The sequence below is a fragment of the Actinomycetota bacterium genome (assembly GCA_005888325.1).
Classification (GTDB): Bacteria; Actinomycetota; Acidimicrobiia; order Acidimicrobiales; family AC-14; genus AC-14.
The window spans coordinates 106,344-128,592 of the sequence record VAWU01000028.1; the positions used below are offsets into that span (position 1 = coordinate 106,344).

24 protein-coding genes and 1 riboswitch are annotated in these 22,249 nt (G+C 72.5%); of the genes, 8 read left to right on the forward strand and 16 right to left on the reverse strand.

Annotated features, from left to right (window positions below; all coding sequences use genetic code 11):
* Positions 1-58: 58 nt before the first annotated feature.
* From lnt to E6G06_11495, 11 genes are all read right to left on the reverse strand, one after another.
* Entirely contained in the window at positions 59-1,540 is a 1,482-nt protein-coding gene (gene lnt / locus E6G06_11445) for an apolipoprotein N-acyltransferase (GenBank protein TML91073.1), read from the reverse strand.
* Positions 1,540-2,463: an ATP-dependent DNA ligase gene (locus tag E6G06_11450; protein TML91074.1), complete on the reverse strand. Its 924-nt coding sequence runs from the start codon at positions 2,461-2,463 to the stop codon at positions 1,540-1,542. Before E6G06_11450 ends, lnt begins: the two co-directional genes overlap by 1 nt.
* Entirely contained in the window at positions 2,460-3,308 is an 849-nt protein-coding gene (locus E6G06_11455) for a Ku protein (GenBank protein TML91075.1), read from the reverse strand. The genes E6G06_11450 and E6G06_11455 overlap by 4 nt, the downstream gene beginning before the upstream one ends.
* 22 nt (positions 3,309-3,330) lie before the next feature.
* Positions 3,331-4,242: a hypothetical protein gene (locus E6G06_11460; protein TML91076.1), complete on the reverse strand. Its 912-nt coding sequence runs from the start codon at positions 4,240-4,242 to the stop codon at positions 3,331-3,333.
* A gap of 75 nt (positions 4,243-4,317) precedes the next feature.
* The gene (hemG, locus tag E6G06_11465) at positions 4,318-5,703 is read right to left on the reverse strand and encodes a protoporphyrinogen oxidase (GenBank protein ID TML91105.1); all 1,386 of its coding nucleotides are present in this window, start codon (positions 5,701-5,703) and stop codon (positions 4,318-4,320) included.
* A gap of 38 nt (positions 5,704-5,741) precedes the next feature.
* The gene (gene hemH / locus E6G06_11470; protein ID TML91077.1) at positions 5,742-6,650 is read right to left on the reverse strand and encodes a ferrochelatase; all 909 of its coding nucleotides are present in this window, start codon (positions 6,648-6,650) and stop codon (positions 5,742-5,744) included.
* A complete protein-coding gene (hemE, locus tag E6G06_11475) occupies positions 6,643-7,653 on the reverse strand; it encodes a uroporphyrinogen decarboxylase (protein ID TML91078.1) in 1,011 nt (336 codons plus the stop codon). The genes hemH and hemE overlap by 8 nt, the downstream gene beginning before the upstream one ends.
* Positions 7,654-7,722: 69 nt before the next feature.
* Entirely contained in the window at positions 7,723-8,637 is a 915-nt protein-coding gene (locus tag E6G06_11480; protein ID TML91079.1) for an alpha/beta hydrolase, read from the reverse strand.
* A 196-nt stretch (positions 8,638-8,833) separates the two neighbouring features.
* A complete protein-coding gene (locus E6G06_11485; protein TML91080.1) occupies positions 8,834-10,276 on the reverse strand; it encodes a putative hydroxymethylpyrimidine transporter CytX in 1,443 nt (480 codons plus the stop codon).
* Positions 10,266-10,376: riboswitch (TPP riboswitch) on the reverse strand. (Overlaps the previous gene by 11 nt.)
* 7 nt (positions 10,377-10,383) lie before the next feature.
* Positions 10,384-11,226: a hypothetical protein gene (locus E6G06_11490; GenBank protein TML91081.1), complete on the reverse strand. Its 843-nt coding sequence runs from the start codon at positions 11,224-11,226 to the stop codon at positions 10,384-10,386.
* On the reverse strand, positions 11,223-12,764 hold the full coding sequence (locus E6G06_11495) for a flavin monoamine oxidase family protein (protein TML91082.1): 1,542 nt from the start codon (positions 12,762-12,764) through the stop codon (positions 11,223-11,225). The genes E6G06_11490 and E6G06_11495 overlap by 4 nt, the downstream gene beginning before the upstream one ends.
* Here E6G06_11495 and E6G06_11500 point away from each other — a divergent pair.
* Positions 12,741-13,028, forward strand: coding sequence for a hypothetical protein (locus E6G06_11500; protein TML91083.1), 288 nt, complete (start codon positions 12,741-12,743; stop codon positions 13,026-13,028). The genes E6G06_11495 and E6G06_11500 overlap by 24 nt on opposite strands.
* Before the next feature lie 30 nt (positions 13,029-13,058).
* Here E6G06_11500 and E6G06_11505 read toward each other — a convergent pair whose 3' ends face one another.
* Positions 13,059-13,907 (reverse strand): ABC transporter permease, encoded by an 849-nt coding sequence (locus E6G06_11505; protein TML91084.1) that lies wholly within the window; start codon positions 13,905-13,907, stop codon positions 13,059-13,061.
* Entirely contained in the window at positions 13,904-15,010 is a 1,107-nt protein-coding gene (locus tag E6G06_11510) for an ATP-binding cassette domain-containing protein (protein ID TML91085.1), read from the reverse strand. Before E6G06_11510 ends, E6G06_11505 begins: the two co-directional genes overlap by 4 nt.
* Between E6G06_11510 and E6G06_11515 the strand changes: the two genes are divergently transcribed.
* From E6G06_11515 to E6G06_11535, 5 genes are read left to right on the forward strand one after another with little or no spacing between them, the layout of a single operon-like run.
* Positions 14,976-15,434, forward strand: a complete 459-nt coding sequence (locus tag E6G06_11515; GenBank protein TML91086.1) for a MarR family transcriptional regulator — start codon at positions 14,976-14,978, stop codon at positions 15,432-15,434. The two genes, E6G06_11510 and E6G06_11515, sit on opposite strands and share 35 nt — an antisense overlap.
* A 54-nt stretch (positions 15,435-15,488) precedes the next feature.
* Positions 15,489-16,451, forward strand: coding sequence for a Gfo/Idh/MocA family oxidoreductase (locus E6G06_11520; protein TML91087.1), 963 nt, complete (start codon positions 15,489-15,491; stop codon positions 16,449-16,451).
* A 24-nt stretch (positions 16,452-16,475) separates the two neighbouring features.
* Positions 16,476-17,126, forward strand: coding sequence for a phosphoribosyltransferase (locus tag E6G06_11525; GenBank protein TML91088.1), 651 nt, complete (start codon positions 16,476-16,478; stop codon positions 17,124-17,126).
* Positions 17,123-17,581 carry a ribose 5-phosphate isomerase B gene (gene rpiB, locus E6G06_11530; GenBank protein ID TML91089.1) on the forward strand — a complete coding sequence of 153 codons (459 nt, stop codon included), beginning with the start codon at positions 17,123-17,125 and terminating at the stop codon, positions 17,579-17,581. Before E6G06_11525 ends, rpiB begins: the two co-directional genes overlap by 4 nt.
* Positions 17,582-17,590: 9 nt before the next feature.
* Positions 17,591-18,802: an acyl-CoA dehydrogenase gene (locus tag E6G06_11535; protein TML91090.1), complete on the forward strand. Its 1,212-nt coding sequence runs from the start codon at positions 17,591-17,593 to the stop codon at positions 18,800-18,802.
* Here E6G06_11535 and E6G06_11540 read toward each other — a convergent pair.
* On the reverse strand, positions 18,777-19,382 hold the full coding sequence (locus E6G06_11540) for a histidine phosphatase family protein (protein ID TML91091.1): 606 nt from the start codon (positions 19,380-19,382) through the stop codon (positions 18,777-18,779). The two genes, E6G06_11535 and E6G06_11540, sit on opposite strands and share 26 nt — an antisense overlap.
* A gap of 121 nt (positions 19,383-19,503) precedes the next feature.
* Here E6G06_11540 and E6G06_11545 point away from each other — a divergent pair, with 121 nt between their 5' ends.
* Positions 19,504-19,863, forward strand: coding sequence for a YciI family protein (locus E6G06_11545; GenBank protein TML91092.1), 360 nt, complete (start codon positions 19,504-19,506; stop codon positions 19,861-19,863).
* 13 nt (positions 19,864-19,876) lie between these two features.
* Entirely contained in the window at positions 19,877-21,118 is a 1,242-nt protein-coding gene (locus E6G06_11550; GenBank protein ID TML91093.1) for an RNA polymerase sigma factor, read from the forward strand.
* Between the two features lie 21 nt (positions 21,119-21,139).
* Here the strand turns inward: E6G06_11550 and E6G06_11555 are convergent, their stop codons facing one another.
* The gene (locus E6G06_11555) at positions 21,140-21,979 is read right to left on the reverse strand and encodes a hypothetical protein (GenBank protein ID TML91094.1); all 840 of its coding nucleotides are present in this window, start codon (positions 21,977-21,979) and stop codon (positions 21,140-21,142) included.
* A 39-nt stretch (positions 21,980-22,018) separates the two neighbouring features.
* The coding region (locus E6G06_11560; GenBank protein ID TML91095.1) for a redoxin domain-containing protein at positions 22,019-22,249 on the reverse strand (231 nt) is incomplete at its 5' end.

The window sequence follows — 22,249 nt, forward strand, 5'->3', positions numbered from 1 at the left end:
AATGGCTCTCCTGGTTGACAGCTCGCCAGCCGGCTGCGTCACGGCGATTGTAGCTGCATCAACGGCGCTGAGCAAGAAAAGCTGATGGTAGTGCGCTTAGATTTTGTAGTAGCCAGGCCAGGACCAACGTCAGGATCACCAGGGCGATGCCGAGCGGAGGGCCGAGCTGGGTCGCCCACGTCTCGCCGGAGCGGCGGGCGACCGTGCGATGGAGCACCGCCGGGCCCCCGAGCCGGCTGTGGGCGAGCACCCGGCCCCGCCAGTCGACGACCGCGGTGTAGCCGGTCGGCGCGGCCTGCAACACGGTGCGTCCGGTCTCGAGCGCCCGCAGGCGGGCGGCCGCGAGCTCCTGGGCCGGTACCTGGCCGGTGCCGAAGGAGGAGGCGTTGGTCGGCACGATCAGCACCTCGGCGCCGGCGCGCACCGCGGCGCGGGCGCGGTCCTCGAAGAACACCTCGTAGGAGATCAACGTGCCGAAGTCGCCGGCGGGCACGTCGAGCAGCCCGGTGCCCTTGCCCGCGACGGCGTCGCGGGGGATGGCACTGAGGTCGGCGACCCGGTCGATGAGGCTCCGGAACGGGATGTACTCGCCGAACGGCACGCGGTGGACCTTGTCGTAGCGGGCGACGATGCGCCCGCGCGGACCCCACGCCACCGCCGCGTTCCGGAAGTGGTGTGCGCCCGCGTCCTCGACCACCCCCGCCACCAGGGTGGCGTGGAGACGGCGAGCCAGCTCTGCCAGCTGCCTGCCCTCGGCGGTCTCGCGCACGGGCCGGCTCACGTCGACCACGTCCTCGGGCCAGAGCACGAGGTCGACGGGCGGCTCGATGGCCCGGCTGGCGCGGAGATGGGCTGCGAACACGTCACCGGGGTCCGCGCGCTCGACCGCGAGCAGGCCGCGCCGGCCACCGCCCTGCACCAGCGCCACGCGCAGGCGTCCCCGCGCACGACCTTCCGGGGCGACGGTGCCGAGCAGGGCCATCCCCGCGACGAGCACGATGGCCGTCGCGCCCGCCGCCGCGGCACCTGGCCGCCCCCGCCGCCGCGCGGTGGCGTAGAGCTCGGCGAGCCCGGCCCCCGCCAGGCCCACCAGTCCGACCAGCAGCAACTGCCCACCGACCCGGGCCGCCGGCGCCAGCGGTCCGCCCACCTGGCCGAGCGCGAGGTGGGCGAGCGGCATCCCGCCGAAGGGCCAGCTCCCGCGCGCCGCCTCGAAGAGCACGAGGGCGGCGGGCAGGGCGAGCAGTCGCCCCGGGCCGGGCACGACGAGCAGCGCGGCAGCCGCGAGGAACGACGCCTCGATCAGCACCGCGATCGGGTAGCCCGGCGCGCTGAAGTTGGTCATCCAGAAGAGACCCGGCCCGTAGAGACCGACGCCCGCCGCCAGACCGCACACGAAGCGGGTCCTGGCGGGCCGCCCGCGCAGGCCCGACGCGAGGACGGCCGCGCCCACCGGCCCGAGCACCCACCACCCTGCGGGGGGGAGGGTGGCGGTGAGGAGCAACCCTGCGACCAGCCCCCGGATGACAGCGGACCGCATCAGGTCGTGGGTGGACGGGGCAGCGACTGCTCGAGCCCGAGCACGGGCGCGAACACGTCGGCCCCCGCGGCGACCCGTGCCAGCACGGCGTCCGCGGTGAGCGCGAACCGCTGGGGGTCACCGCTCCGGTGCTGCTCGTCGACCTCGTCCCATGTCAGCGGGGCGGAGACGGTGGGTTGCTCGCGCGCCCGCAACGAGTAGACGCAGACGGTGGTCTTCACCCGGTCGTTCTGGCTCCAGTCGATGAACACCTTGCCCTTGCGCAGCTCCTTGGCCATCTGGGAGACGACCAGCTGCGGCTCGCGCCGCTCGAGCAGCTGGGCCAGCGCGTGGGAGAACGACTTGGTGTCGCTGTAGGTCGCCGGCGTGTTGAGGGGCACGTAGAGCTGCAGGCCCTTCGACCCCGATGTCTTCGCCACGCTCTCGAGGCCGAGGTCGTCGAGCAGCTCGCGCAGCCACAGCCCGACCTGCGCGCACTCCACGATCGTCGCTGGCGCGCCGGGGTCGAGGTCGAACACCATCATCGACGGACGGTCGATGTCGGCCCCGCGGGACAACGAGGTGTGCAACTCGAGCGATGCCAGGTTGGCGACCCACACCAGGGTGGCCAGGTCGTCGGCCAGGCAGAAGTCGAGGTTGTCCGCGTTGCGCTTGCTCCACACGGCCGTCGTGCGCACCCAGTCGGGCCGGTGCTTCGGGCAGCGCTTCTCGTAGAAGAACGGAGCGTCGACCCCATTGGGGTAGCGCTTCAGCGTGAGCGGGCGCTCGCGCAGGTGGGGGAGCAGGACGGGCGCGACCCGGGTGTAGTAGTCGATCACCTGGCCCTTGGTGAAGCCCACCTCGGGATAGAGGACCTTGTCGAGGTTGGAGAGCTTGAGCTGGTGACCTTCGACCTCGACCGTGGTCGTCGACGGCGGGGTCACCCCTTCCTCTTGCCCGCTTTCGATCCGGGACCGGCGTTGTCCGCGGTGCCGGCCTTGTCGGCTTTCGCCTCCTTGGCCTGGGCCAGGCTGGCCTCCAGCGCCGCCATGAGGTCGACCACCTTGGTGGGCTCTTCGGTCGCAGGTTGGGTGACGATCTGCTTGCCCTCGGCCTTCTGCTCGATGAGCTCCAGCACCCGCTCGCGGTACTCGTCGTGGTAGTTCTCGGGCTCGAACTCGGTCGACAGCGACTCGATGAGCTGGCGCGCGATCTTGAGCTCGCGGTCCTGGATCTCGACGTCGTCGCGGGGGAGGCCCTCGATCTCATCGGGCAAGGTGACCTCGTCGGGGTAGAGCAGCGTCTCCAGCACGAGCGCGTCGCCGAGGGGGCGGATGGCGGCCAGGTACTGCTTGGTGCGCAGCACGAGGCGGGCGATGCCCACTTTCCTCGAGTCCTTCATGGCCTCGAGCAGCAGCGCGTAGGCCTTGGCCCCGCCCTTGTCGGGCACCAGGTAGTAGGGCCGCTCGAAGTAGAGGGGGTCGATCTGGTCGAGGTCGACGAAGTCCTCGATCTCGATCGAGCGGGTGGCCTTGGGGTCGAGCGCGTCGAGCTCCTGGGGCTCGATCACCACGTAGTTGTCGGGCGAGATCTCGTAGCCCTTCACGATCTGGTCGAAGGGCACCTCCTCGCCGGTCTCGGCCGACACCCGCTTCTGCTTGATGCGGGCACCGGTGCCCGCCTCGAGCTGGTTGAAGCGGACGTCCTTCGGGGACACGGCGCCCACCAGCTTCACGGGGACGTTGACCAGCCCGAAGCTGATCGCACCACTCCAGATGGGTCGGGGCACGGCTACCTCCCTACGGCTCGGGTCACGATTCTCGCAGCCCCTTGAAGACCGGGTGGCGCAGCGTGCGCTCCTCGGTCCACTCGGTGAACTCGACCTCGCAGACGAGGACGGGCTCGACGAAGTGGATGTCGGGCCAGTGGGGGCGGTTCGCGAAGGGGCACTCCTCGCGCGCGAGGGGGGAGAGCCGGGCGTGGAGCTCTCGCAGCATCTTGTCGGTGAAGCCCGAGCCCACGTTGCCGGCGTAGCGCAGCTCACCGTCCTCGTGATACCCGACCAGCAGGGCGCCGATCCTTCCAGTGCGGTTGCCGCTGCCCTCGGCCCACCCACCGATCACCAGCCGCTCGTGCTGCTTGTTCTTGATCTTCAGCCAGTTGCGCGAGCGCCGCCCCGACTCGTAGGGGCTGTCGATGCGCTTGGCCACCACCCCCTCGAGCCCGCGGACGTTGCTGACCGCGAGCATGGCGTCGCCGTCGCCCACCTGCGACGGAGGTGTCTGCCAGTTGTTGGCCGACAGGTCGAGCGCCTCGAGCTGCGCCCGACGCTCCGCGTAGGGAAGCTCGACCATCATGCTTCCCTCGAGGCGCAGCAGGTCGAAGGCCAGGAAGACGACCGGCGTGTCGGCCATGCGCACCCGGACGTCGTGGGGCGAGACCACGTGCATGCGCCGCTGCAGGGTCTGGAAGCTGGGTGTGCCGTCGAGGCCGAGCGCCACGACCTCGCCGTCGAGCACCGCGTCGAGCGTCCCGCGCCCGGCCAGGGCCGCGCCCAGACCGGTCACCTCCGGGTACTGCCCGGTGACGTCGCGCCGCGACCGGCCCTGCACCCGGACCTTCCCGTCCTCGACGAAGACGAGCGCGCGCACACCGTCCCATTTGAACTCGTAGGCCCAGCGCCCGTCGTCGCGCGGCAGCTCCCTGGCCAGGGTGGCCAGCATGGGCGCGAGCTCCGTGCTGGTCGCCGCACCTATGGCTGGAGCACCACCAGGCGACGCTCGGTCATTTCCGCGACCTCAGCCATGCGTCCCATCTTCCCGCAGCCGGACGGTGATGTCCCAAGCGGCCGGCGGTGCGGCGCCGAAGGCGCTGTACGCCGCGATGCGATCCGCCGCCTCGCCCGCCTGCCGCACGCATGCCGCCAGCCCGAGGCCCCGGTACGCGGCGCCGGCGACGGTGAGCCCGGGCAGGCCCGCGAGAGCCGCCTCGATGCGATCGACGCGCGCCAGGTGTCCGGGCTCGTACTGCGGGAAGCCGCGCACCCAACGGTCGACGCGCGTCGTGACGGGCGCCTTCGCCGCGCCGAGTGCCTCCGCCACCTCGCGGTGCAGGCGGTCGACGAGCTCGTCGTCGTCGAGCTGCGACACGCGGGCGTCGCCGAGGCGTCCCGCCGAGACGCGCAGGAGCACGAGCCCGCTCGCCCCGAGCGCGGGCCACTTCGCCGAGAGGAACGTGCACGCGGTCATGAGCCGGCGCTCGGTGCGCGGCACCACGAAGCCGCTGCCGGCGGGCAGCGGCGGCAATGTCGAAGGCGCGTACCCGAGGGTCACCAGCGCGACGGAGGCGTACTCGATGGCGCGCAGCTCGGCCGCCGCCACCGGGCTCACGGCCTGCAACAGTGGCGCGGCCGCGAACGCGGGGACGGTGACGACCACGGCATCCGCGACCAGGCCCGCGACCTTCCACCGGCCGTCGGGGGCGCGCTCGATCGCACCCGCGGCGGTGCTCGTGCGCACGTCGATGTCCGCGCCCAGGCGCTCGACCAGTCGCTCGAGCCCGCCACGTACCGACTGGAAGACGGGCCCGCCGGCCGTCGCGACACGCAGGCCGAGGAGCAGGCTGCGATGGTCGCGAGCGGCGTCGGCCAGCTGGGGCGCGGTCGCGGCCAGGCTCAGACGGTCGGCCCGTCCCGCGTTGATGCCGCCGAGCAACGGCTCGACGAGGTTGTCGACCACCTCGCGGCCGAAGCGGGCGCCGATCACCTCTGCGATGGACGCATCGGCGCCGTGGCGACGCCGGGGGAGCACGACGTCGAGCGCGGCGCGTGCCATCCCCGCGGGCGAGACGAGGCCGCTGACGGCCAGCTGCGGCAGCCCGGTCGGCACCCCGAGCACCAGTCCCTGGGGGAGCGTGCGCAGCCGGCCGCGCACCCACACGAACGCCTTCGACGTCGCCGGCTCGATCAGCTCGTCGCCGAGCCCGAGCTCACGGCAGAGGTCCGCGGCCCACGGCACGCGCGCGAGGAACGAGTCGGGGCCCGCCTCGACGGGCACACCCGCCAGCTCGTCGGTGCGGATCTTCCCGCCGACGCGGTCGCTCGCCTCGACCACCACCGCTTCGACGCCGTGCCTCGCCTGCAGGTAGTGCGCGGTCGCCAGGCCGCTGATGCCACCGCCGACCACGACGACGGGGACCCGGGGCGCAACCTGTCGCTCGGGCATCACGGCGCGAGCCGGGCCCGCACCACGTCGGCGAGGGTTCGGAGGAACGCGGGCTCGTCGTTGGGCATGGCGGTGCGCGCGAACGGCAGCGCGAGCGCGTCGGCCCGGGCGCGCGCCTCGACGTCGAGGTCGTAGAGGATCTCGAGGTGCTCGCTGACGAACCCGCACGGGCAGACGAGCACGCCGGGAGTGCCAGCCGCGGCGCGATCGTCGAGCACCTCGAGGATGTCGGGCCCGAGCCACGGATCGGGGGTCCGGCCCGCGCTCTGCCACGCCTGCGACCACCGTGTCGGCCCGGCGCGCGCCACAACCGCCTCGGCGGTGGCGCGGAGCTGATCGGGATAGGGATCGCCCGACTCGAGGGCGCGCACGGGCAGCGAGTGGGCGGTGAACACGACCTCGGTGCCGTCGGGAAGGCCGTCGAGGCCGCGCTTGACGGCGTCCGCCAGCAGGTCGAGGTACCCGGGTGCGTCCCACCACTGCTCGACGACGTCCACGCCCTTCGCGCGTGCCGCGTACTCGCCGACGCTCATCGCCGAGTAGTGAGGCGCGAGCACGAGCCCGACGGCCCGGTCCACACCGGCGGTCGCGAGCGCGGCCACGCCGTCCTCGATGAACGGCGGCGCGTGCTTCATGCCGAGCTCGACATGGAAGCCGGCGCCCAGCTCGCGCCGCAGCCCGGCCGCCTGACGGCGGGTGACGTCGAGGAGCGGAGAGGTGCCCCCGATGGCCGCGTACCGTCGCTGGAGGTCGGCGAGCAGCTCGGGTGTCGGCGGCCGGCCCCGGCGCACGTGCGTGTAGTACGCCTCGACGTCGTCGGGCGCGGCGGGCGTGCCGTAGGCCATCACCAGCACGCCGACGGACTCACCCGGGCGCACGGTCTCACCCAGGCGCACGGCCTCACCCATATGCGTGCACGAGCTCGACGAGACGGCGGAGGGTGTCGGGGTCGGTCTCGGGCAGCACCCCGTGGCCCAGGTTGAAGACGTGACCCGGGTCGCCGTGGTTGCGCCGCAGCACGTCGAGGGCGGCGGCCTCGACGACGTCCCACGGCGCCAGGCACACCGCGGGGTCGAGGTTGCCCTGCAACGCGAGCCCTTCGGCGACGCGCGTGCGTGCCACGTCGAGGGGCACGCGCCAGTCGACGCCGACCACGTCTGCTCCCGCCGCGCCGAGCAGGCCGAGCAGCTCGCCGGTGCCGACGCCGAAGTGGATGCGCGGGACGCCGAGATCGCTCAGGCCCGAGAAGATGCGCGCGCTGGCGTCCAGCACGTGGTCCCGGTAGTCGTCCGGTGAGAGCGCGCCGGCCCAGCTGTCGAACAGCTGCACCGCCCGTGCCCCCGCCTCCACTTGGGCGCGCAGCGATGCGAGGGAGATGCCGGCCAGCCGGTCGAGGAGCTCGCGCCACGTGCGCGGCTCGGTGTGCATGAGAGCCTTGGTGCGCGCGTGGGTCTTCGAGGGGCCACCCTCGATGAGGTAGCTGGCCAGCGTGAAGGGACCACCTGCGAAGGCGATGAGCGGCACGTCGAGCTCGCGGGCGAGCAGCCGCACGGTGTCGGCCACGTAGGGAGCGTCGACGTCGGGCTCGAACGGGCGCAGCCGCCTCAGGTCGGCGTCGGTGCGGAACGGCTGGTCGACGACGGGGCCGACGCCCTCACGCAGCTCGACGCCGACTCCGACCGCAGTGACCGGCACGACGATGTCGGAGAACAGGATGGCGGCGTCGACCCCCAGCCGTCGCACGGGTTGCATCGTGACCTCGGCGGCCAGCTCGGGCGTGCGGATGACGTCGAACATCGACGCCTTCGCGCGCACGGCCCGGTACTCGGGGAGCGCGCGTCCGGCCTGCCGCATGAACCACACGGGGACGCGATCGTGCGGCTTGCCCCGGCACGCCTCGAGGAACGACACCCGCGCAGGCTAACGGTGGGAGTGCGACCGACCGTCATCGGGTCGCGGGTCGGGGCGGTCAGGGAGGGGTCAGGCGGCGCGGCCGAGGAGGCGGGCGCGGTCACGCGTGCGCTCGCGGAACGCGTTGCCCGCGTCGCTGTTGCGCAGCACATCGAGCTGGATGGCGGGACGGGGGATCATCCACGAGTGGCCGCCCATGACCCAGTGCACCTTCTCGCCCATGATCTCGGCGAACTCGCGGCCGGTCGACGCGGGCACGATGCGGTCGAAGCGGCCCCACATGGGCAGGACCGGCACGTCGCCGCGCCGCGCCACCTGCTCCGCCATCGGCGTGAAGTCGCACGCCAGCAGCATGGCCCCCACCGGCAGGGTGTTGGTCAGCGACCGGGCGTTGAGGCGCAGGTCGGGGGCGGCGGTGATCGCCATGCTGGCCAGGCGGGAGAAGGCGAGGTCGGGGAGGTCGACCGCGAAGGCGGCGGCCAGGTCGAGGGCCATCCCGACATCGGGTGCGATCGGCTGGAGCAGGCGGCTCATGATCCCCCTGCGCTCCTTCCACGACGACGTGGCCACGCCGTCGCGGTAGATCACCCCGAGGGTGCGCTCAGGGAAGTCGTGGGCGAACTGCAGCGCAGCCACCGCGCCCATCGAGTGACCGAGCACGATGGCGGTGGGCGCGCCGAGGTGGTCGAGCAGGGCGCCGATGCCCTTGGCGAAGTTCGCCATGCGCAGCTTCTCCCACGGGAGCGGCTCGCTGCCCCCGAAGCCGGGCAGGTTGGGGTTGATCACCCGCAGCCCCAGGCGGCCCGCGAGACGGGCGGACTCCCGCCAGTAGATGCCGCCGCCGGCGAAGAAACCGTGGAGGTTGACGGCCCAGGTGGACGCGTCGAGGTTGTCGGACACCGAGTAGCGCCAGTGGCGACCGTCGATCGCCACCTCGCCGTCGACCATGCGCACGCGCCGGTCCTGCCTCTTGCCTGCACTCACGATTCTCACGTCAGCTGTCAGATCTCGATGTCACATCGACCGTCACGAACTGCCGTCCGCATACCGCCGTCCACATGCACTGCAGTCCACGTGAAATGCAGTCCACATGAAATGCAGTCCACATGAAGTGCCTACGGGCGTCCCGCTCCAACCTCGCTCAGCCACCGAACGTGTTCTAGCGTAGCTGACTCCGGCGTCAGGGAGTGGGACGGTCGCCTCGGGGCGCGGTCGCACCGGCCGCGTGGCCCCGGGTGACGGTCACGCGCGTCGCCACCCACGCGCCCACGAACGCGACGACGAACGAAGGGAGGGACGCGCCGAGCGAGAAGTGCTCGAGCGCGCCGGGCATGCGGTCGACCAGGCGCACCCACCAGCCCGGGAGGAACACGTCGGGCGGGAGCGACCACTGGTAGGCGAGGAAGCCGGCGACCCACACGAGCGCCGAGGCGGGTCGGAACCTGACCTCGCGCTGGTCGGCGTGGGCGCCGCCGGCCACCCAGTGGCCGAGGAGCACGCCGAACAGCGGCACGAACACCGACCCCAGCAGGAACAGGAAGTTCTCGTAGTCGCTCATGGTGACGACCGCGGCCAGCGCGGTGCCGGCGCCCGCGACACCGACGACGAGCAGGCGATGGTCGGCGCGGGGAAAGACGTTCTCGATGCTCACCGCGGACGAGTAGATGTCGGCGAAGGCCTCGTCGGTCTCGCCCGCGAGCAGCGCGAGGAGGAGGGTCGTGCCCACGACCGCACCGGCCGACAGCCCGAGGACGCCGGCGGCGATGCCCGCGGGGGAGGAGTCGACGAGCCCGGCCGAGAGCACGAGCAGGGCGCCGAGCGCGTAGAACCACGCGTTGCCGACCGCGTAGCCGGTGAGCGTGCCTGCGAAGCTCTGCCGGCGGCTGGTGGCGAAGCGGTTGTAGTCAGCCACCAGCGGCAGCCACGACACCGGTTGGGCGACGACGAGGTCGACGGCGAGGCCGAACGGCCGCGCCCCGGTCGTCGGGTGGAACAGGTCGTGGGCATGCGCGATCAGATAGACGGTGAGGTAGCCGCACGCGGCGAGCACCACCCACGCCCCCACCTTCTCGAGCCACACCCGCACCACGCGCACCGGGCCGACGAGCGCGAGGGCCGTGCACGTCAGCGCCATCAGCGCGAGCCACAGCCCGAAGGCGGTGAAGCCGAACACCCGGTCGGAGACTCGGTTGGCGAAGAGGGCCATCGCCCACAGCTCGAAGCCGGTCCAGCCGACGAGCTGCAGGACGTTCACGGCCGACGCGCCGTAGCTGCCGTACCGGCCGAGCACCGGGCGCAACAGCACCATGGTGGGCACGCCCCGGTCATGCCCGGCCGCGGCGACCAGCGCGAGCAGCAGTGACCCAGCGAACGAGCCGATCGCGATGGCGAGCAGGGCGGGGCCGAAGCCCAGGCCCAGCCCACCGGCGTCGGTGGGCGTGACCAGGAGCGCGCCCGCGGCGAGCACGAGCACACCGATGGCCAGGTCGCCCCACAGCACGCCGATGTCGAAGGCCCGCAGACGGCGGAGCTCGACGGGAACCGGACCGATGCCGACGCTCGAGTCGTCGACGCCCCGGGTCGCGGCCTGCCCGCTGCCGCTCGGAGCCGAAACCGCTGCCATCCCCGCTCCCTTCGCCGGCATTACCCGGATCAGGTTCAAAGGGTCGCCAGCCGCGTGCTGGCCTCTCAGCCCGACCGTCCGGGCTCCCCTGTCTGTGACGCGAGACTCTACGCGAGGGGCGCCGGAGGCGCCTCCGAGCGGGGCGCCGGGAGGCCCATCGGGTTGGGGAAGGAAACCGCCTCCTGCTCGACCAGGCGGGCGACGATCGGGCGCATGCACGCGAGCAGGCGGTCGCAACCCTCGTCGCCCAACGCGCGCCACGGGGCGAGGGCGAGCTCGTCGGTGCGGGCCTCGACCCGGGCGCGTGCGGCGCGCCAATCGCGGGCCTCAACGCGGGCGCGAGCCGCCGCCCACTCGTCCTCCGACCATCCCCGGTTCGACCGCAGCATCTCCGCGGGGACCGCGCCGCTGAGGGCGACGGTCACGTGCGCCTCGCACCCGTCGAAGCTTTCAGTGAGGAGCGCGGCGACATGCCCGTCGCCGCGGAACTCCCGCAGGAGCGTGCACGCGTGCCAGAGCGCGAGGCGGGGCTCGTCCGGCCACTCCATCGCGGCATGGGCCGCGAACAGCGGGCGGCCGGCGGCGTCGCATCCCGCGGTCGCGTCGCGCGCGAGCGCCGCGGCCTCGGCGACGTCGATGTCGTCGAGCAGGCGTCGCAGCGCGTCGTCGAGCGCGTCGAGGCGGGCCTTCACGATGACCTCGGGCGCGGCGATTGCCCACGCATCGGGGATGGCGCGGGCGACCATGCCGGGCGCGAAGTTGAAGAACGTCGCCTGCACGACCGCGGGCGGCACCGGCCCCATGGGCGCGGCGCGTCCCGCGAAGTAGCCCATCCAGAAGCCCTTCAGCCCGATCGCGGTGCACGCGTCTCGCGTCTCGGACGCGAAGTAGACGACCGCGTGGAAGGGCTCGGTGGCCCACCACATGCGGCGCGCCAGCTCGGGGTTCACGATCCGTCGAGGGTGGCGAGCACCTCGCGGGCGACCCGCTCACCCGAGCGGACCGCGCCGTCGATGTAGCCCGCCCACACCGTCGCGGTCTCGGTGCCGGCCCAGTGGATGGCGCCCACGGGCTCGGTCAGCGCCGGCCCGAACTGCGTCAGCACGCCGGGCGGCAGGTGAGCGCCGTAGCACCCGCGCGTCCATTCCTCCGCGCTCCAGTCGCGCTCGAGGTACTCGAGCGGGTTTGCCGCGCCGCGCCCGAAGTAGCGCACGAAGCAGTCGACGACGGCGCGCCGGCGCTCGCCGGGCGTGCGCACGCTCCACTCGCGCGCATCGCGCGCCTCGAAGAACCCGAGGAGCACACCCGGGGAGCCCGTGTCCGGGGTGTTGTCGAACGTGATGCGCACCGGGCCGGTGTCGCTCGCGGCCTGGCCGCTCAGGCCCTCCCGACGCCAGAAGGGCTCGTCGTAGACGGCCATGCACTTGATCACCGATCCCATCGGTGTCTTCTGCGTGAGCTGGTCGCGCCGGGCGGGCATCGGCGGGTCGTAGACGATGCGACTCGCGAGCGGGGGCGGGACGGCAACCACGGCCCGTCGGGCGCGGGCGGTGTCCCGGTCGGCCTCGACGGTGACGCCGTCATCGTCCTGCACGATCACCCGCACCGGGTTGGCGAGGCGCACGACGTCGCCGAGCTTGGCCGCGAGACGGATGGCCACCTCCTGCGAGCCCCCGACAAAGCGGCGCTCCTGTGCGCCACCCGCGACGCTGAGCGCCCGGTCCTGCAGCCCGGCCGAGTGGATGTAGGCGAGCAGGTGCAGCAGCGACAGGTCGCACGGCTCGGCTCCGAACACGCTCGTGACCATGAGCCGCACCATCGCCCGGCCCGTCGACGTGACCACGTTGCGCCGGATCCACGTCTCGAACGTCTGCCCGTCCCACTGCTCCGCCTTGGGCGCGCGCCATGGCGCGTCGAGCGGCACCTGCTCCGCCATGCGGTCGATGCGCAGCTGGGCCTGACCCACGTCGGCCAGCACCGGTGGCGCCAGCTTCGGGATGGTGCCCGTGTAGCGCGTGGTGCGGCCCTTGGCGAAGAGCAGGTTCTCGCCCTCGTCGTAGGTCGGGTAGGTGCCGACGCCCATGTCCGCGGCGAGCTGCTCGAGCCGGTCCTGGGCGGGCCCGACCCACTGCCCGCCCACCTCGAGCGGCGTGCCGTCGGCCGTGTGGTCGTTGAGCACCCGCCCACCGACGCGATCGCGCGCTTCGAGCACCACCACCGAGCGCCCCGCATCGATGAGGTCGCGTGCCGCGGTCAGGCCCGCGAAGCCCGCGCCCACGATGGCGACGTCGACGTCGTGTTGCACCACGTGCGCCACGCTATCGTCAGCGATGTGCGCCGCTATCTCGTCGTCGCCAACCAGACCCTCGGTGGCGACCACCTGATGGAGAAGGTGCGGTCGTGCATGGCCGCGGGGCCCTGCCGGTTCCACGTGGTGGTGCCGGCCACCGACCCGCCGGGCGCGATGCAGACCGAGGCGCGCGCCCATCGCGACGCCCAGACGCGCCTCGACGCCGCGCTGGCGCGTTTCCGTGAGGCGGGAGCGGAGGTCACGGGCAGGATCGGCGACGCCCGGCCCATGGAGGCCATCCGCGACGTCCTGCTGCACGACTCGTTCGACGAGATCCTGTTGTCGACGCTGCCGCCGGGCCCGTCGGCCTGGATCCGCCAGGACCTCCCGCACCGGGTGCGCAAGGCGTTCGACCTTCCCGTCACCCACCTGATCGCCAAGCGCGAGGCTCTGCCGGCTTAGAGGTAGGTCACCCGCGTCTCGAGGCGGGCGTCAGCCGCGGCGGTAGCGGCGCACCGCGAGGCCGGTGAAGGCCACGACGATCGCGACCCACCACAGGGCGAAGTGCCACACCGCGGTCGTGGTGTGCACCCCGCTGATCCGGCGCAGCTCGGCGTCGCCGAGGGCGAGGCCCCGGGCGAGGTCGATGGCCGCGGTGACGGGGTTGGCCCGCGCCAGCGGCTGCATCCACCCCGGCAGCCGGCTCACGGGCGCGAACGCGGAGCTGGTGAACACCAGCGGCAGGATCGGGATGAACACCGCGGCCTGCACCGCCTCGGGGTCGCCGATGCTCAGGCCGATCCACGCCGAGAACGAGCAGAGCGCCATGCCGAACAGCACCACCACGGCGGTCATGCCGATCGCGGCCGGGAGCCCGGCGTGGAACCGGAAGCCGATGATCATCGACGCCAGCACCAGCAGCACGGCCTGGACACCGAGGCGCGAGCTGTCGCTCACCGTGCGGCCGACGAGGAAGGCGGAGCGCGCGATCGGAAGCGAGCGGAAGCGGTCGATCATCCCTGTGTGCAGGTCGGTTGCGATGCCGACGCCGCTACCCATCGCCGCGAACACCATGGTCTGCACGAGGACCGCGGGTACGACGAAGTCCTTGTAGCTGATGCCGTGGCCAACGGTGGCGACCGCGCCGAAGACATAGGCGAAGAGCAACAGCTGCATCAGGGGCTGGATCGTCGAGAAAAGAAGGATGCGGCTGTTGCGCCGCACCTTGCGCAGGTTGCGGCCCGCCATGAGCCCGATGTCGGCGAGCACCCTGCCGATGGGCAGGGCGGCGCGCGCCTCGGCCGCGGCGAGCGCATCCACTGACGCGGGGACGGCGGTCATCCGATCATCCCGCGCCGAGCGGGGGACGGTTGGGAGGCCTCGGGCCGCGGCTCCTCCGCGTGGTGGCCGGTGAGGCTGAGGAACACGTCGTCGAGCGACGGCCGGCGCAGGCCGAGGTCCGCGACGCGGACGTGCTCGGCGTCCAGGGCCCGGACCGCGTCGATCAACGCCGCCGCGCCGCTCGCCACCGGCACGCGCACCGACCCGAGGTCGTCGTCGACGACGACGTCGTCGCGATCCACCACAAAGGCGCGGGCCAGCGCGTCCGCGGCCTCGCCGGTACGCGAGCGGTCGGCGAGCTGGAGGTCGACGACGTCGCCCCCCACCTTGCGCTTGAGCTCGTCGGCGGTGCCTTCCGCGATGATGCGTCCGACGTCGATCACGCTGATGCGGTCGGCCAGCTGGTCGGCCTCTTCCAGATACTGCGTGGTGAGCACGATCGTGGTGCCCTCGGCGCGCAGCCCGTTGATGACATCCCACAGCTGCAGCCGGCTGCGCGGGTCGAGTCCCGTCGTCGGCTCGTCGAGGAACAGCACGGGCGGCGACACCATGAGGCTGGCGGCGAGGTCGAGGCGCCGGCGCATGCCGCCGGAGTACGTGCGCAGCGGGCGGTCGGCCGCGGCCGCCAGCTCGAACACGTCGAGCAGCCGGACGGCGCGGTCGTGGGCCCCGTCCTTGGGCATGCGGCTGAGCCGGCCGACCAGCACCAGGTTCTCCCGCCCGGTGAGATCGTCGTCGACCGCGGCGTACTGACCGGTGAGCCCGATGACGCTGCGCACGAGCTGGGGCTCGCGGACCACGTCGTGCCCGGCGACGGTCGCGTGTCCGCCGTCGGGACGGAGCAGTGTCGTGAGGATGCGGATCGCGGTCGTCTTGCCCGCGCCGTTGGGCCCGAGCAAGCCCACGACGGTGGCTTCGGCCGCCTCGAAGTCGACGCCCGCGAGCGCGGTGAAGTCGCCGAAGCGCTTGACCAGGCCCTCCGCCAGGACCCCGCCCGCCGACCCCCTGCGGATCGATCCGTTCCCGAGCACAAATGCTGAACCTAACACATAGTGTAAGTTGTTCACTATGTCGTCCCGGGCCGACCGCCGCCGGCAGGCCATGGACCAGGTGATGGAGGTGTTCGGCCGGTTGCGTGTGCTCGTCGACACGGGCACCGAGCGACGGGGGCTGACCCACGCACGCGCCGCGGTGCTGATGGCGCTGCACCGTGACGGCAGTCTCACCGGCGTCGACCTCGCCAAGCGCTTCGACGTGACGCCCCGCAACGTGACCGCGCTGGTCGACGCGCTCGAGGCCCAGGGTCTCGTCACGCGCGAGCCTCACCCGCTCGACCGGAGGGCCCTGCTCGTGGCGCCCACGCGGGCGGGCCGCGCGATGGCAGCCGGGATGCAACGCGGCTACGAGCGCATGACCGAGACGATGCTCGCGGGCTTCACCGACCCCGAGCTCGCCGACCTCGAACGGGTCGTGGCCCGGCTCGCCGAGGCGCTGGACGGGTATCAGCTGCCATCAGGCGTGGCCTGAGCTCAGCACGTCCCCGACCACCTCGAGGTCGGTGGGCGACTAGAACACGGGCGCGTGAGGATCGGCGTGATCGGCACGGGATTCGGGGCACGCGTGGTCGCCCCCGTGTTCGCGGCGCTCGAGGGTTGTGAGGTGGTCGAGGTCGTATCGGCGCGCGACGTGGCGGCCGTCGAGGTCATGTGCCGGCGCACCGACCTCGACCTCGTCTCCGTGCACTCGCCCCCCTTCGTCCACGCCTCCGATGTGCGCCTCGCGCTCGCGAACGGGCACAGCGTGCTCTGCGACAAGCCCTTCGCCATCGATCGGCGCGAGGCCGAGGCGCTGCTCCACGAGGCGGTGCGGGCCGAGGTCGTCCACCTGGTCAACTTCGAGTTCCGGCACCACCCCGTGCGCGTGCGCATCAAGGAGCTCGTCGACGAGGGCGCGATCGGCCGTCCCCAACACGTGCACTGGACCCATCTCAGCTCGGGGTCGCGGGTGCCTTTGCGCCGGCACGGCTGGCTGTTCGAGCGCGAGCTGGGTGGTGGCTGGGTGGGTGCGTTCGGCTCGCATGCGGTGGACTTCGTGCGATGGGTGTTCGGCGAGATCGTCGAGGCCGAGGCGAGCCTGCGTACCGAGATCGACCAGCGTCCCGACGCGAGCGGCGAGCTCCGCCCCGTCGACGCGGAGGACGGCTTCAGCGCGTGGCTTCGCACCGAGCGCGGCGTCAGCGTCGCCATCGACTCGTCGTTCGCGTGTGCAGCCACCTTCGCGCCCCGCTTGGTCGTCACCGGCACCGAAGGTGTCCTCGAATGCGTCGCCGATGCCCGCCTGACGCTGCGGCGCGACGACGGCACCGGCAGGGTCGTCGAGGTGGACAACGGTCCCGATCCGCACCTCGAGCCCATGCGGCGCTGGGCCGCGATCGTGCGCGACGCAGTGCACGACGGCCGCCAGGTCGAGCCGTCCTTCGCCGACGGTCTCGCCTGTGACGAGGTGCTCGAGCAGCTCCGGTGCGACTGGCGGACGGATCGTTGACCCGCGGAGCGCGAGAATCGAGGCGTGGCCGGCCGTTACCGCGACCGCTCGCACGCCGGGCAGGTGCTGGCAGGCGAGCTCTTCGACTACGTCGGTCGAGACGACCTCGTGGTGCTCGGCCTCGCTCGCGGTGGCGTCCCTGTCGCCGCCGAGGTGGCGTCGCGGCTGCGGGCGCCCCTCGACGCGTTCCTGGTCCGCAAGCTCGGTGCGCCGGGCAACCCGGAGCTGGCGATGGGCGCCATCGCCACCGGGGGTGTGCGCGTGCTCAACGACACCGTCGTGCGCGGTCTCCAGGTCGGCTGGGACGCGATCGAGGCCACCGCGGCGCGCGAGGCCGACGAGCTGGCGCGCCGCGAGTCGGTGTACCGCGAGGGGCGGCCGCCCCCCGACCTCGCCAACAAGGTCGTCATCCTGGTCGACGACGGGCTCGCCACCGGCTCCTCGATGCGCGTGGCCATCGAGGCGGTGGCGCGCCAGTCGCCGCAACGGGTGGTGGTCGCGGTGCCCGTCGGCGCCCGGGCCACGTGCGACGAGCTGGCGGCGCTCGGCGTCGAGGTCGTGTGCCCGCTCACGCCGTCGGCCTTCTACGCGGTAGGCGAGTGGTACGACGACTTCGCACCTCCGACCGACGAAGAGATCCGCAAGCTGCTCGCGCCCGGTAGACAGGAGCCATGAGAGTCGCGATCGGGTCCGACCACGCGGGCTTCCGGTTGAAGGTGGTGGTGGCCGACCATCTCGTCGAGGCCGGGCATCGGGTCGACGACCTCGGCACCGACTCGAAGGAACCGGTCGACTACCCGCCGTTCTGCGCCGCGGTGGGCCGAGCCGTCGTGCGCGGTGACGCCGAGGCCGGCATCGTGATCGGTGGCAGCGGCCAGGGCGAGCAGATCGCGGCGAACAAGGTGCACGGTGTGCGGGCCGCGCTGTGCTGCGACGAGTACACCGCACGGCTGGCCCGCCAGCACAACGACGCCAACGTCTGCTCGCTGGGTGCCCGCATCCTCGGCGACGAGCTCGCGCTCGCGATCGTCGACCTGTTCCTCGCCACGCGCTTCGAGGGTGGGCGCCATGTCGCCCGCCTCGCGCAGGTGGCCGCGATCGAACGGGAGGAGTGCGGGGACGACACTTAGGATTGGCACGTGAGCGCCGCCAACCTGCAGGACACACCCGAGGAGTCCGCGTTTCGCGCGGAGGTGGGCGCGTTCCTCGAGGCTCGCCTCGAGCTGCGTCGCGCCGACAGCCGGATGTCGGTGATGGGCTCGGCCGACGATCGCGTCGACGAGGGCCGCGCGCTCCTCGCACAGCTCGACGAAGGCGGGTGGGCCGTCCCGACGTGGCCGGTCGAGCACGGCGGTCGCGCCGCCACCGCGACACAGGCGGGGATCTTCCACCAGGAGCTGGCCCGCTACGAGACACCCGATCTCTATCCGTTCATGGTCGGGATCAGCCTCGTGGGCCCCACCCTCCTCACCCACGGCACGGCCGCACAGCAAGCGCGCTGGCTGCCGGCGATCCGCACGGGCGAGGAGATCTGGTGCCAGCTCTTCTCGGAGCCCAACGCGGGCAGCGACCTGGCCGGGCTGGAGGCGCGGGCGACGCGCGACGGCGACGAGTGGCGGGTCACCGGACAGAAGGTGTGGAGCAGCCGCGCCCACTACTCGGAGTGGGGTCTGCTGGTCGCCCGCACCGACCCCACCGTGCCCAAGCACGCGGGGATCACCGCCTTCGCGCTCGACATGCGCGCACCTGGTGTCGAGGTGCGCCCGCTGCGGCAGATGAACGGCGACGTGCACTTCAACGAGGTGTTCATGACCGACGCGCCGGTGCGCGACGCCGACCGCATCGCCGGCGTCGGCGACGGCTGGCGGGTCGCGATCACGACCCTGATGCACGAGCGCTCCGCCATCGGAGGGGGCGGCGGCGTCACCAAGGCTCGCCTCGTCGACCTGGCGCGCGCGCGTGGGACGACCGACGACCCTCTCGTGCGTCAGCGTCTGGCCGACGTGCTCACGCGCATGGAGGTCGACCGGGCGACTGCCATGCGTGCCCGCGCCGCCATGCGAACCGGCCGTCCCCCCGGCCCCGAGGGCTCGGGGGCCAAGCTGCGCATGGGCGCCACGCTCAAGGCGATGGCGGATCTCGCGCTCGACCTGCACGGGCCCGCGGGCACCGCGTACGAGGAGGGTGACAACGACTGGCACCGTCTATTCCTCACCGCGCCGTCGATCTCGATCCGTGGCGGCACCGACGAGGTGCAACGCAACATCCTGGGCGAGCGCGTGCTCGGCCTGCCGCCCGAGCCCCGCGACGACAAGCACGTGCCGTTCAACGAGGTGCCGCGTTCGACCTGAGGTGCGCGGTCTCGTTGACGCTCACGATCGACCGCACGCCGGTCCGTGACGCGGCCACCCGGCTGATCGACGCGTATGCGGGCTCGAACCACAGCGGCCGCTCGATGCCGACCACGTGCCCGAGGTAGGCGTTGATGGCGCCGCCGTGGCACACGACGACGACCCGCCCGGCGGGGAAGCGGGCGATGACGCGCTCGATCGCATCGACGACCTGGTTGCGGTAGGCGACGGGATCGACCCCACCGTTGTCCTCCCAGCGGCCCTCGATCATGGCGAACCACCGCTCGTCCTGGAGCCGCCGCAGCTCCTCGACGGGGATGTACTCGTGCGATCCCGCGTCCCACTCGGCCACGCCCTCGACCACCTCCGGCGCCAGCCCGATCGCCTCCGCAACCGGTGCGCCCGTCTCCCGGGCGCGCACGAGCGGGCTCGTCACCAGGTGGTCGACGGTCTCGTCGGCCAGCCACGCTGCCAGGCGCTGCGCCTGCTCGCGCCCCTGCCGGGTGAGGTGCGGGTCGGCGGGACGGTCACCGCCCTCCACCCGCACGGGCTCGGCGTGGCGGACGAGCACCAGTTCCATCGTGGGCGAGATTATTTGTTGTCGAGAAGGGGTGGAGATCCAGAACGGCGGTCGATCTCGTCAGCCATCGTTCGTCGTTAGGGTGAGCCGGCCACCCGGGCCGGCCGAAACGGAGGACGCCATGAAGTACATGCTGCTGATCGTCAGCGAGCCGAGTGCGTGGGCGAAGCTCGACGACGCCACCCAGGGCGCCATCGGCCAGGAGTACGGGACGTTCACCCAGACCATCGTCGACAGCAAGGAGTTCGTCACCGGCGACCCGCTGCAGGGCCCGGAGACCGCGACCACCGTGTCGGTGAAGAACGGGAAGCGCCTCACCACCGACGGTCCCTTCGCCGAGACCAAGGAGGCGCTCGGGGGCTACTACGTCGTCGACGTCGCCGACCTCGACCGCGCGATCGAGCTCGCGGCCGAGATCCCGGGCGCGGCCCGCGGGCTCTCGCGCATCGAGGTGCGCCCGATCATGGAGCTGCCGGGCTGACTCCTGCGGTCGCATGACGGCCGAGCAGATCTTCCGGCGTGAGTCGGGCCAGGTCCTCGCGTCGCTCATCGGCTCGCTCGGCGACTTCGACCTCGCCGAGGACGCGCTCCAAGAGGCGTGCGTCGCCGCGCTCGAGCGATGGCCCCGCGATGGCCTGCCCGACCACCCCGGGGCCTGGCTGCTCACCACCGCCCGCCGCAAGGCGATCGACCGGGCCCGCCGCGAGGCGCGGCGACCGGACAAGCAGGAGGCGGCCCACCGCCTCGCCGCGCTCGAGACCTTGGAGGCCTCGACCAACATGGCGTCGACCAACGTGACCGCGCTCAGCGACGAACGTCTCCGGCTCTTCTTCACGTGCTGCCATCCCGCCCTCGCCATCGACGCCCAGGTCGCGCTGACGCTACGGACGCTGGGCGGGCTCACCACGGCCGAGATCGCGCATGCGTTCCTCGTGCCCGAGGCGACGATGGCCCAACGGCTGGTACGGGCCAAGCGGAAGATCCGCGTTGCGGGCATCCCCTACCGCGTCCCTCCGGACCACGAGCTCCCGGACCGACTCGAGGCCGTGCTCGCCGCCGTCTACCTCGTCTTCAACGAGGGCTATTCGGCCACCGCGGGCGACGCGCTCGTGCGCCGCGAGCTCTGCGCGGAGGCGATCCGCCTCGCAGGGGTGCTCGCCGAGCTGATGCCCGACGAGCCCGAGGCGATCGGCCTGCTCGCGCTGTTGTTGCTGCAGGACTCGCGACGCGACACGCGCGTCGACAGCGGGGGACGGCTCGTGCTGCTCGCGGATCAGGACCGTGCCCGCTGGGACCATGCTCAGATCGAGGAGGGGATCGCGCTGGTCGAGCGGGCGCTGCGCTGCGGGCATCCCGGTCCGTACCAGCTGCAGGCTGCCATCGCCGCGCTGCACGCGGAGGCGCGATCGGCCGAGGCCACCGACTGGTCGCAGATCGCGCAGCTCTACCGCGCGCTCGCGCACGCAGCGCCATCGCCGGTGGTGGAGCTGAACCGGGCAGTGGCGGTCGCGATGGCCGATGGGCCGGCGGCCGGGCTGGCGCTGGTCGAGGCCCTGGCCGAGACGGGCGAGCTGGCGGGAAATCACCTGCTGCACGCGACCCGCGCCGACCTGCTGCGGCGCCTGGGGCGGCGCACCGAGGCCGCGTCCGCCTACCAGCGGGCACTCGCGCTCGCGGGCACCGACACCGAGCGCGCGTTCCTCTCGACCCGCCTGGCCGAGGTCGCGCCTCGCTGACGCCGAGCTCGGCGGATCGGGTCAGTCCCCGCCAGCGCCGAACCAGTGCGAGCGAAAGGGGAAGAGGAACCGGTCGGTGACGAAGTTGAGGATGCGCCGGGCATCGGGGAAGTGAGCGGCCATGTCGGCGGTGGCGCGCATCGTGCCCGTCAGCGGGCCGCGCACCTGTCGTACCGCCATCCGGTACCACCGGGGCCCGAGCAGCTCGAGCACGCTCACGCCCCCCGCCTCGCGACCCGGCTCCGCGTCGGTGAGCCCGCCGGAGCGCAGCAACCGGCTGCGGCCCACGCCACCCAGACCGTGCAGGGCGGTGTGGTCGGGGAACACGCCGGTCAGGAACAGGGCGAGGTCGCCCAGACGCCGGTACACACCCGGCCGGTCGCGCTCGTCGACGACCTCGAGCAGGGAGGCCAGGCGCACGGGGTCGAGCTCACTGAAGCGCCTTCGTCGCCAGCCCCGCGCGGTCTGCACCCACACGCTGCCGCTCGCCACGTGGGTGTACGAGGCCAGCAGCTCGACCAGGAACAGTCGCCGCAGCGGATCACCGACGAAGTCGCGCAGCACGTGCGCGTCGAACACCGGAACCCGCTGCCGGGGCGCGACCCACTCGCGCGTGAACGTGCTCGCGCCCAGCTCCTCGGCCGCCCGGTGGACGGCGACGGCGAAGGTGAGGAACGGCGACGCTCTCAGGAACGGCTCGTCGGCGCCACCCGGGCCGAACACCGCTTCGTAGGTCTCAGGCCGCGCGAGCCGCTCGAGGATTCGGTCGGGCTGTCGCCGCAACGGGCCGGTCTCGCCCAACAGTGCCAGATCGCTGTCGGTGAGGTGCTCGAGGTAGGTGAGCGCGGTCGGGTCGGTCATGTGTCGCGCCCAGATGTCCCAGATGTCACGGACAACGTGTCACGCCGGACGGGAGCGAAGGACCTCCAGCGCGCGGTCGGCGTGGTGTTCCATGCGCGTCTCGCTGCGAATCACCTCGACGACCGTCCGGTCGGGGTCGATCACGAACGTCGCCCGCTTGTTCGGGAGGATGGTCGGGCTGCGCTTGACGCCGAACGCCTTGGCCACGGAGCGATCGGCGTCGGAGAGCAGCGGGAAGTCGAGCCCGTACTTGTCCGCGAACTGATGCTG

What these genes read in the sequence shown, in the direction of transcription:
- E6G06_11555 (TML91094.1), bottom strand. Translation starts at nt 21,979, where the DNA reads ATGACCGACCCGACCGCGCTCACCTACCTCGAGCACCTCACCGACAGC.
- E6G06_11515 (TML91086.1), top strand. Translation starts at nt 14,976, where the DNA reads ATGTCGTCCCGGGCCGACCGCCGCCGGCAGGCCATGGACCAGGTGATG.
- E6G06_11505 (TML91084.1), bottom strand. Translation starts at nt 13,907, where the DNA reads ATGACCGCCGTCCCCGCGTCAGTGGATGCGCTCGCCGCGGCCGAGGCG.
- E6G06_11460 (TML91076.1), bottom strand. Translation starts at nt 4,242, where the DNA reads ATGCTGGCCACCCTGGCCAGGGAGCTGCCGCGCGACGACGGGCGCTGG.
- E6G06_11485 (TML91080.1), bottom strand. Translation starts at nt 10,276, where the DNA reads ATGGCAGCGGTTTCGGCTCCGAGCGGCAGCGGGCAGGCCGCGACCCGG.
- E6G06_11540 (TML91091.1), bottom strand. Translation starts at nt 19,382, where the DNA reads ATGGAACTGGTGCTCGTCCGCCACGCCGAGCCCGTGCGGGTGGAGGGC.
- lnt (TML91073.1), bottom strand. Translation starts at nt 1,540, where the DNA reads ATGCGGTCCGCTGTCATCCGGGGGCTGGTCGCAGGGTTGCTCCTCACC.
- rpiB (TML91089.1), top strand. Translation starts at nt 17,123, where the DNA reads ATGAGAGTCGCGATCGGGTCCGACCACGCGGGCTTCCGGTTGAAGGTG.
- E6G06_11510 (TML91085.1), bottom strand. Translation starts at nt 15,010, where the DNA reads ATGGCCTGCCGGCGGCGGTCGGCCCGGGACGACATAGTGAACAACTTA.
- E6G06_11495 (TML91082.1), bottom strand. Translation starts at nt 12,764, where the DNA reads ATGGGCGCGCGCCTCGGTCTGCATCGCGCCCGGCGGGTCGGTGGCCGG.
- E6G06_11500 (TML91083.1), top strand. Translation starts at nt 12,741, where the DNA reads ATGCAGACCGAGGCGCGCGCCCATCGCGACGCCCAGACGCGCCTCGAC.
- hemH (TML91077.1), bottom strand. Translation starts at nt 6,650, where the DNA reads ATGGGTGAGGCCGTGCGCCTGGGTGAGACCGTGCGCCCGGGTGAGTCC.
- E6G06_11545 (TML91092.1), top strand. Translation starts at nt 19,504, where the DNA reads ATGAAGTACATGCTGCTGATCGTCAGCGAGCCGAGTGCGTGGGCGAAG.
- E6G06_11550 (TML91093.1), top strand. Translation starts at nt 19,877, where the DNA reads ATGACGGCCGAGCAGATCTTCCGGCGTGAGTCGGGCCAGGTCCTCGCG.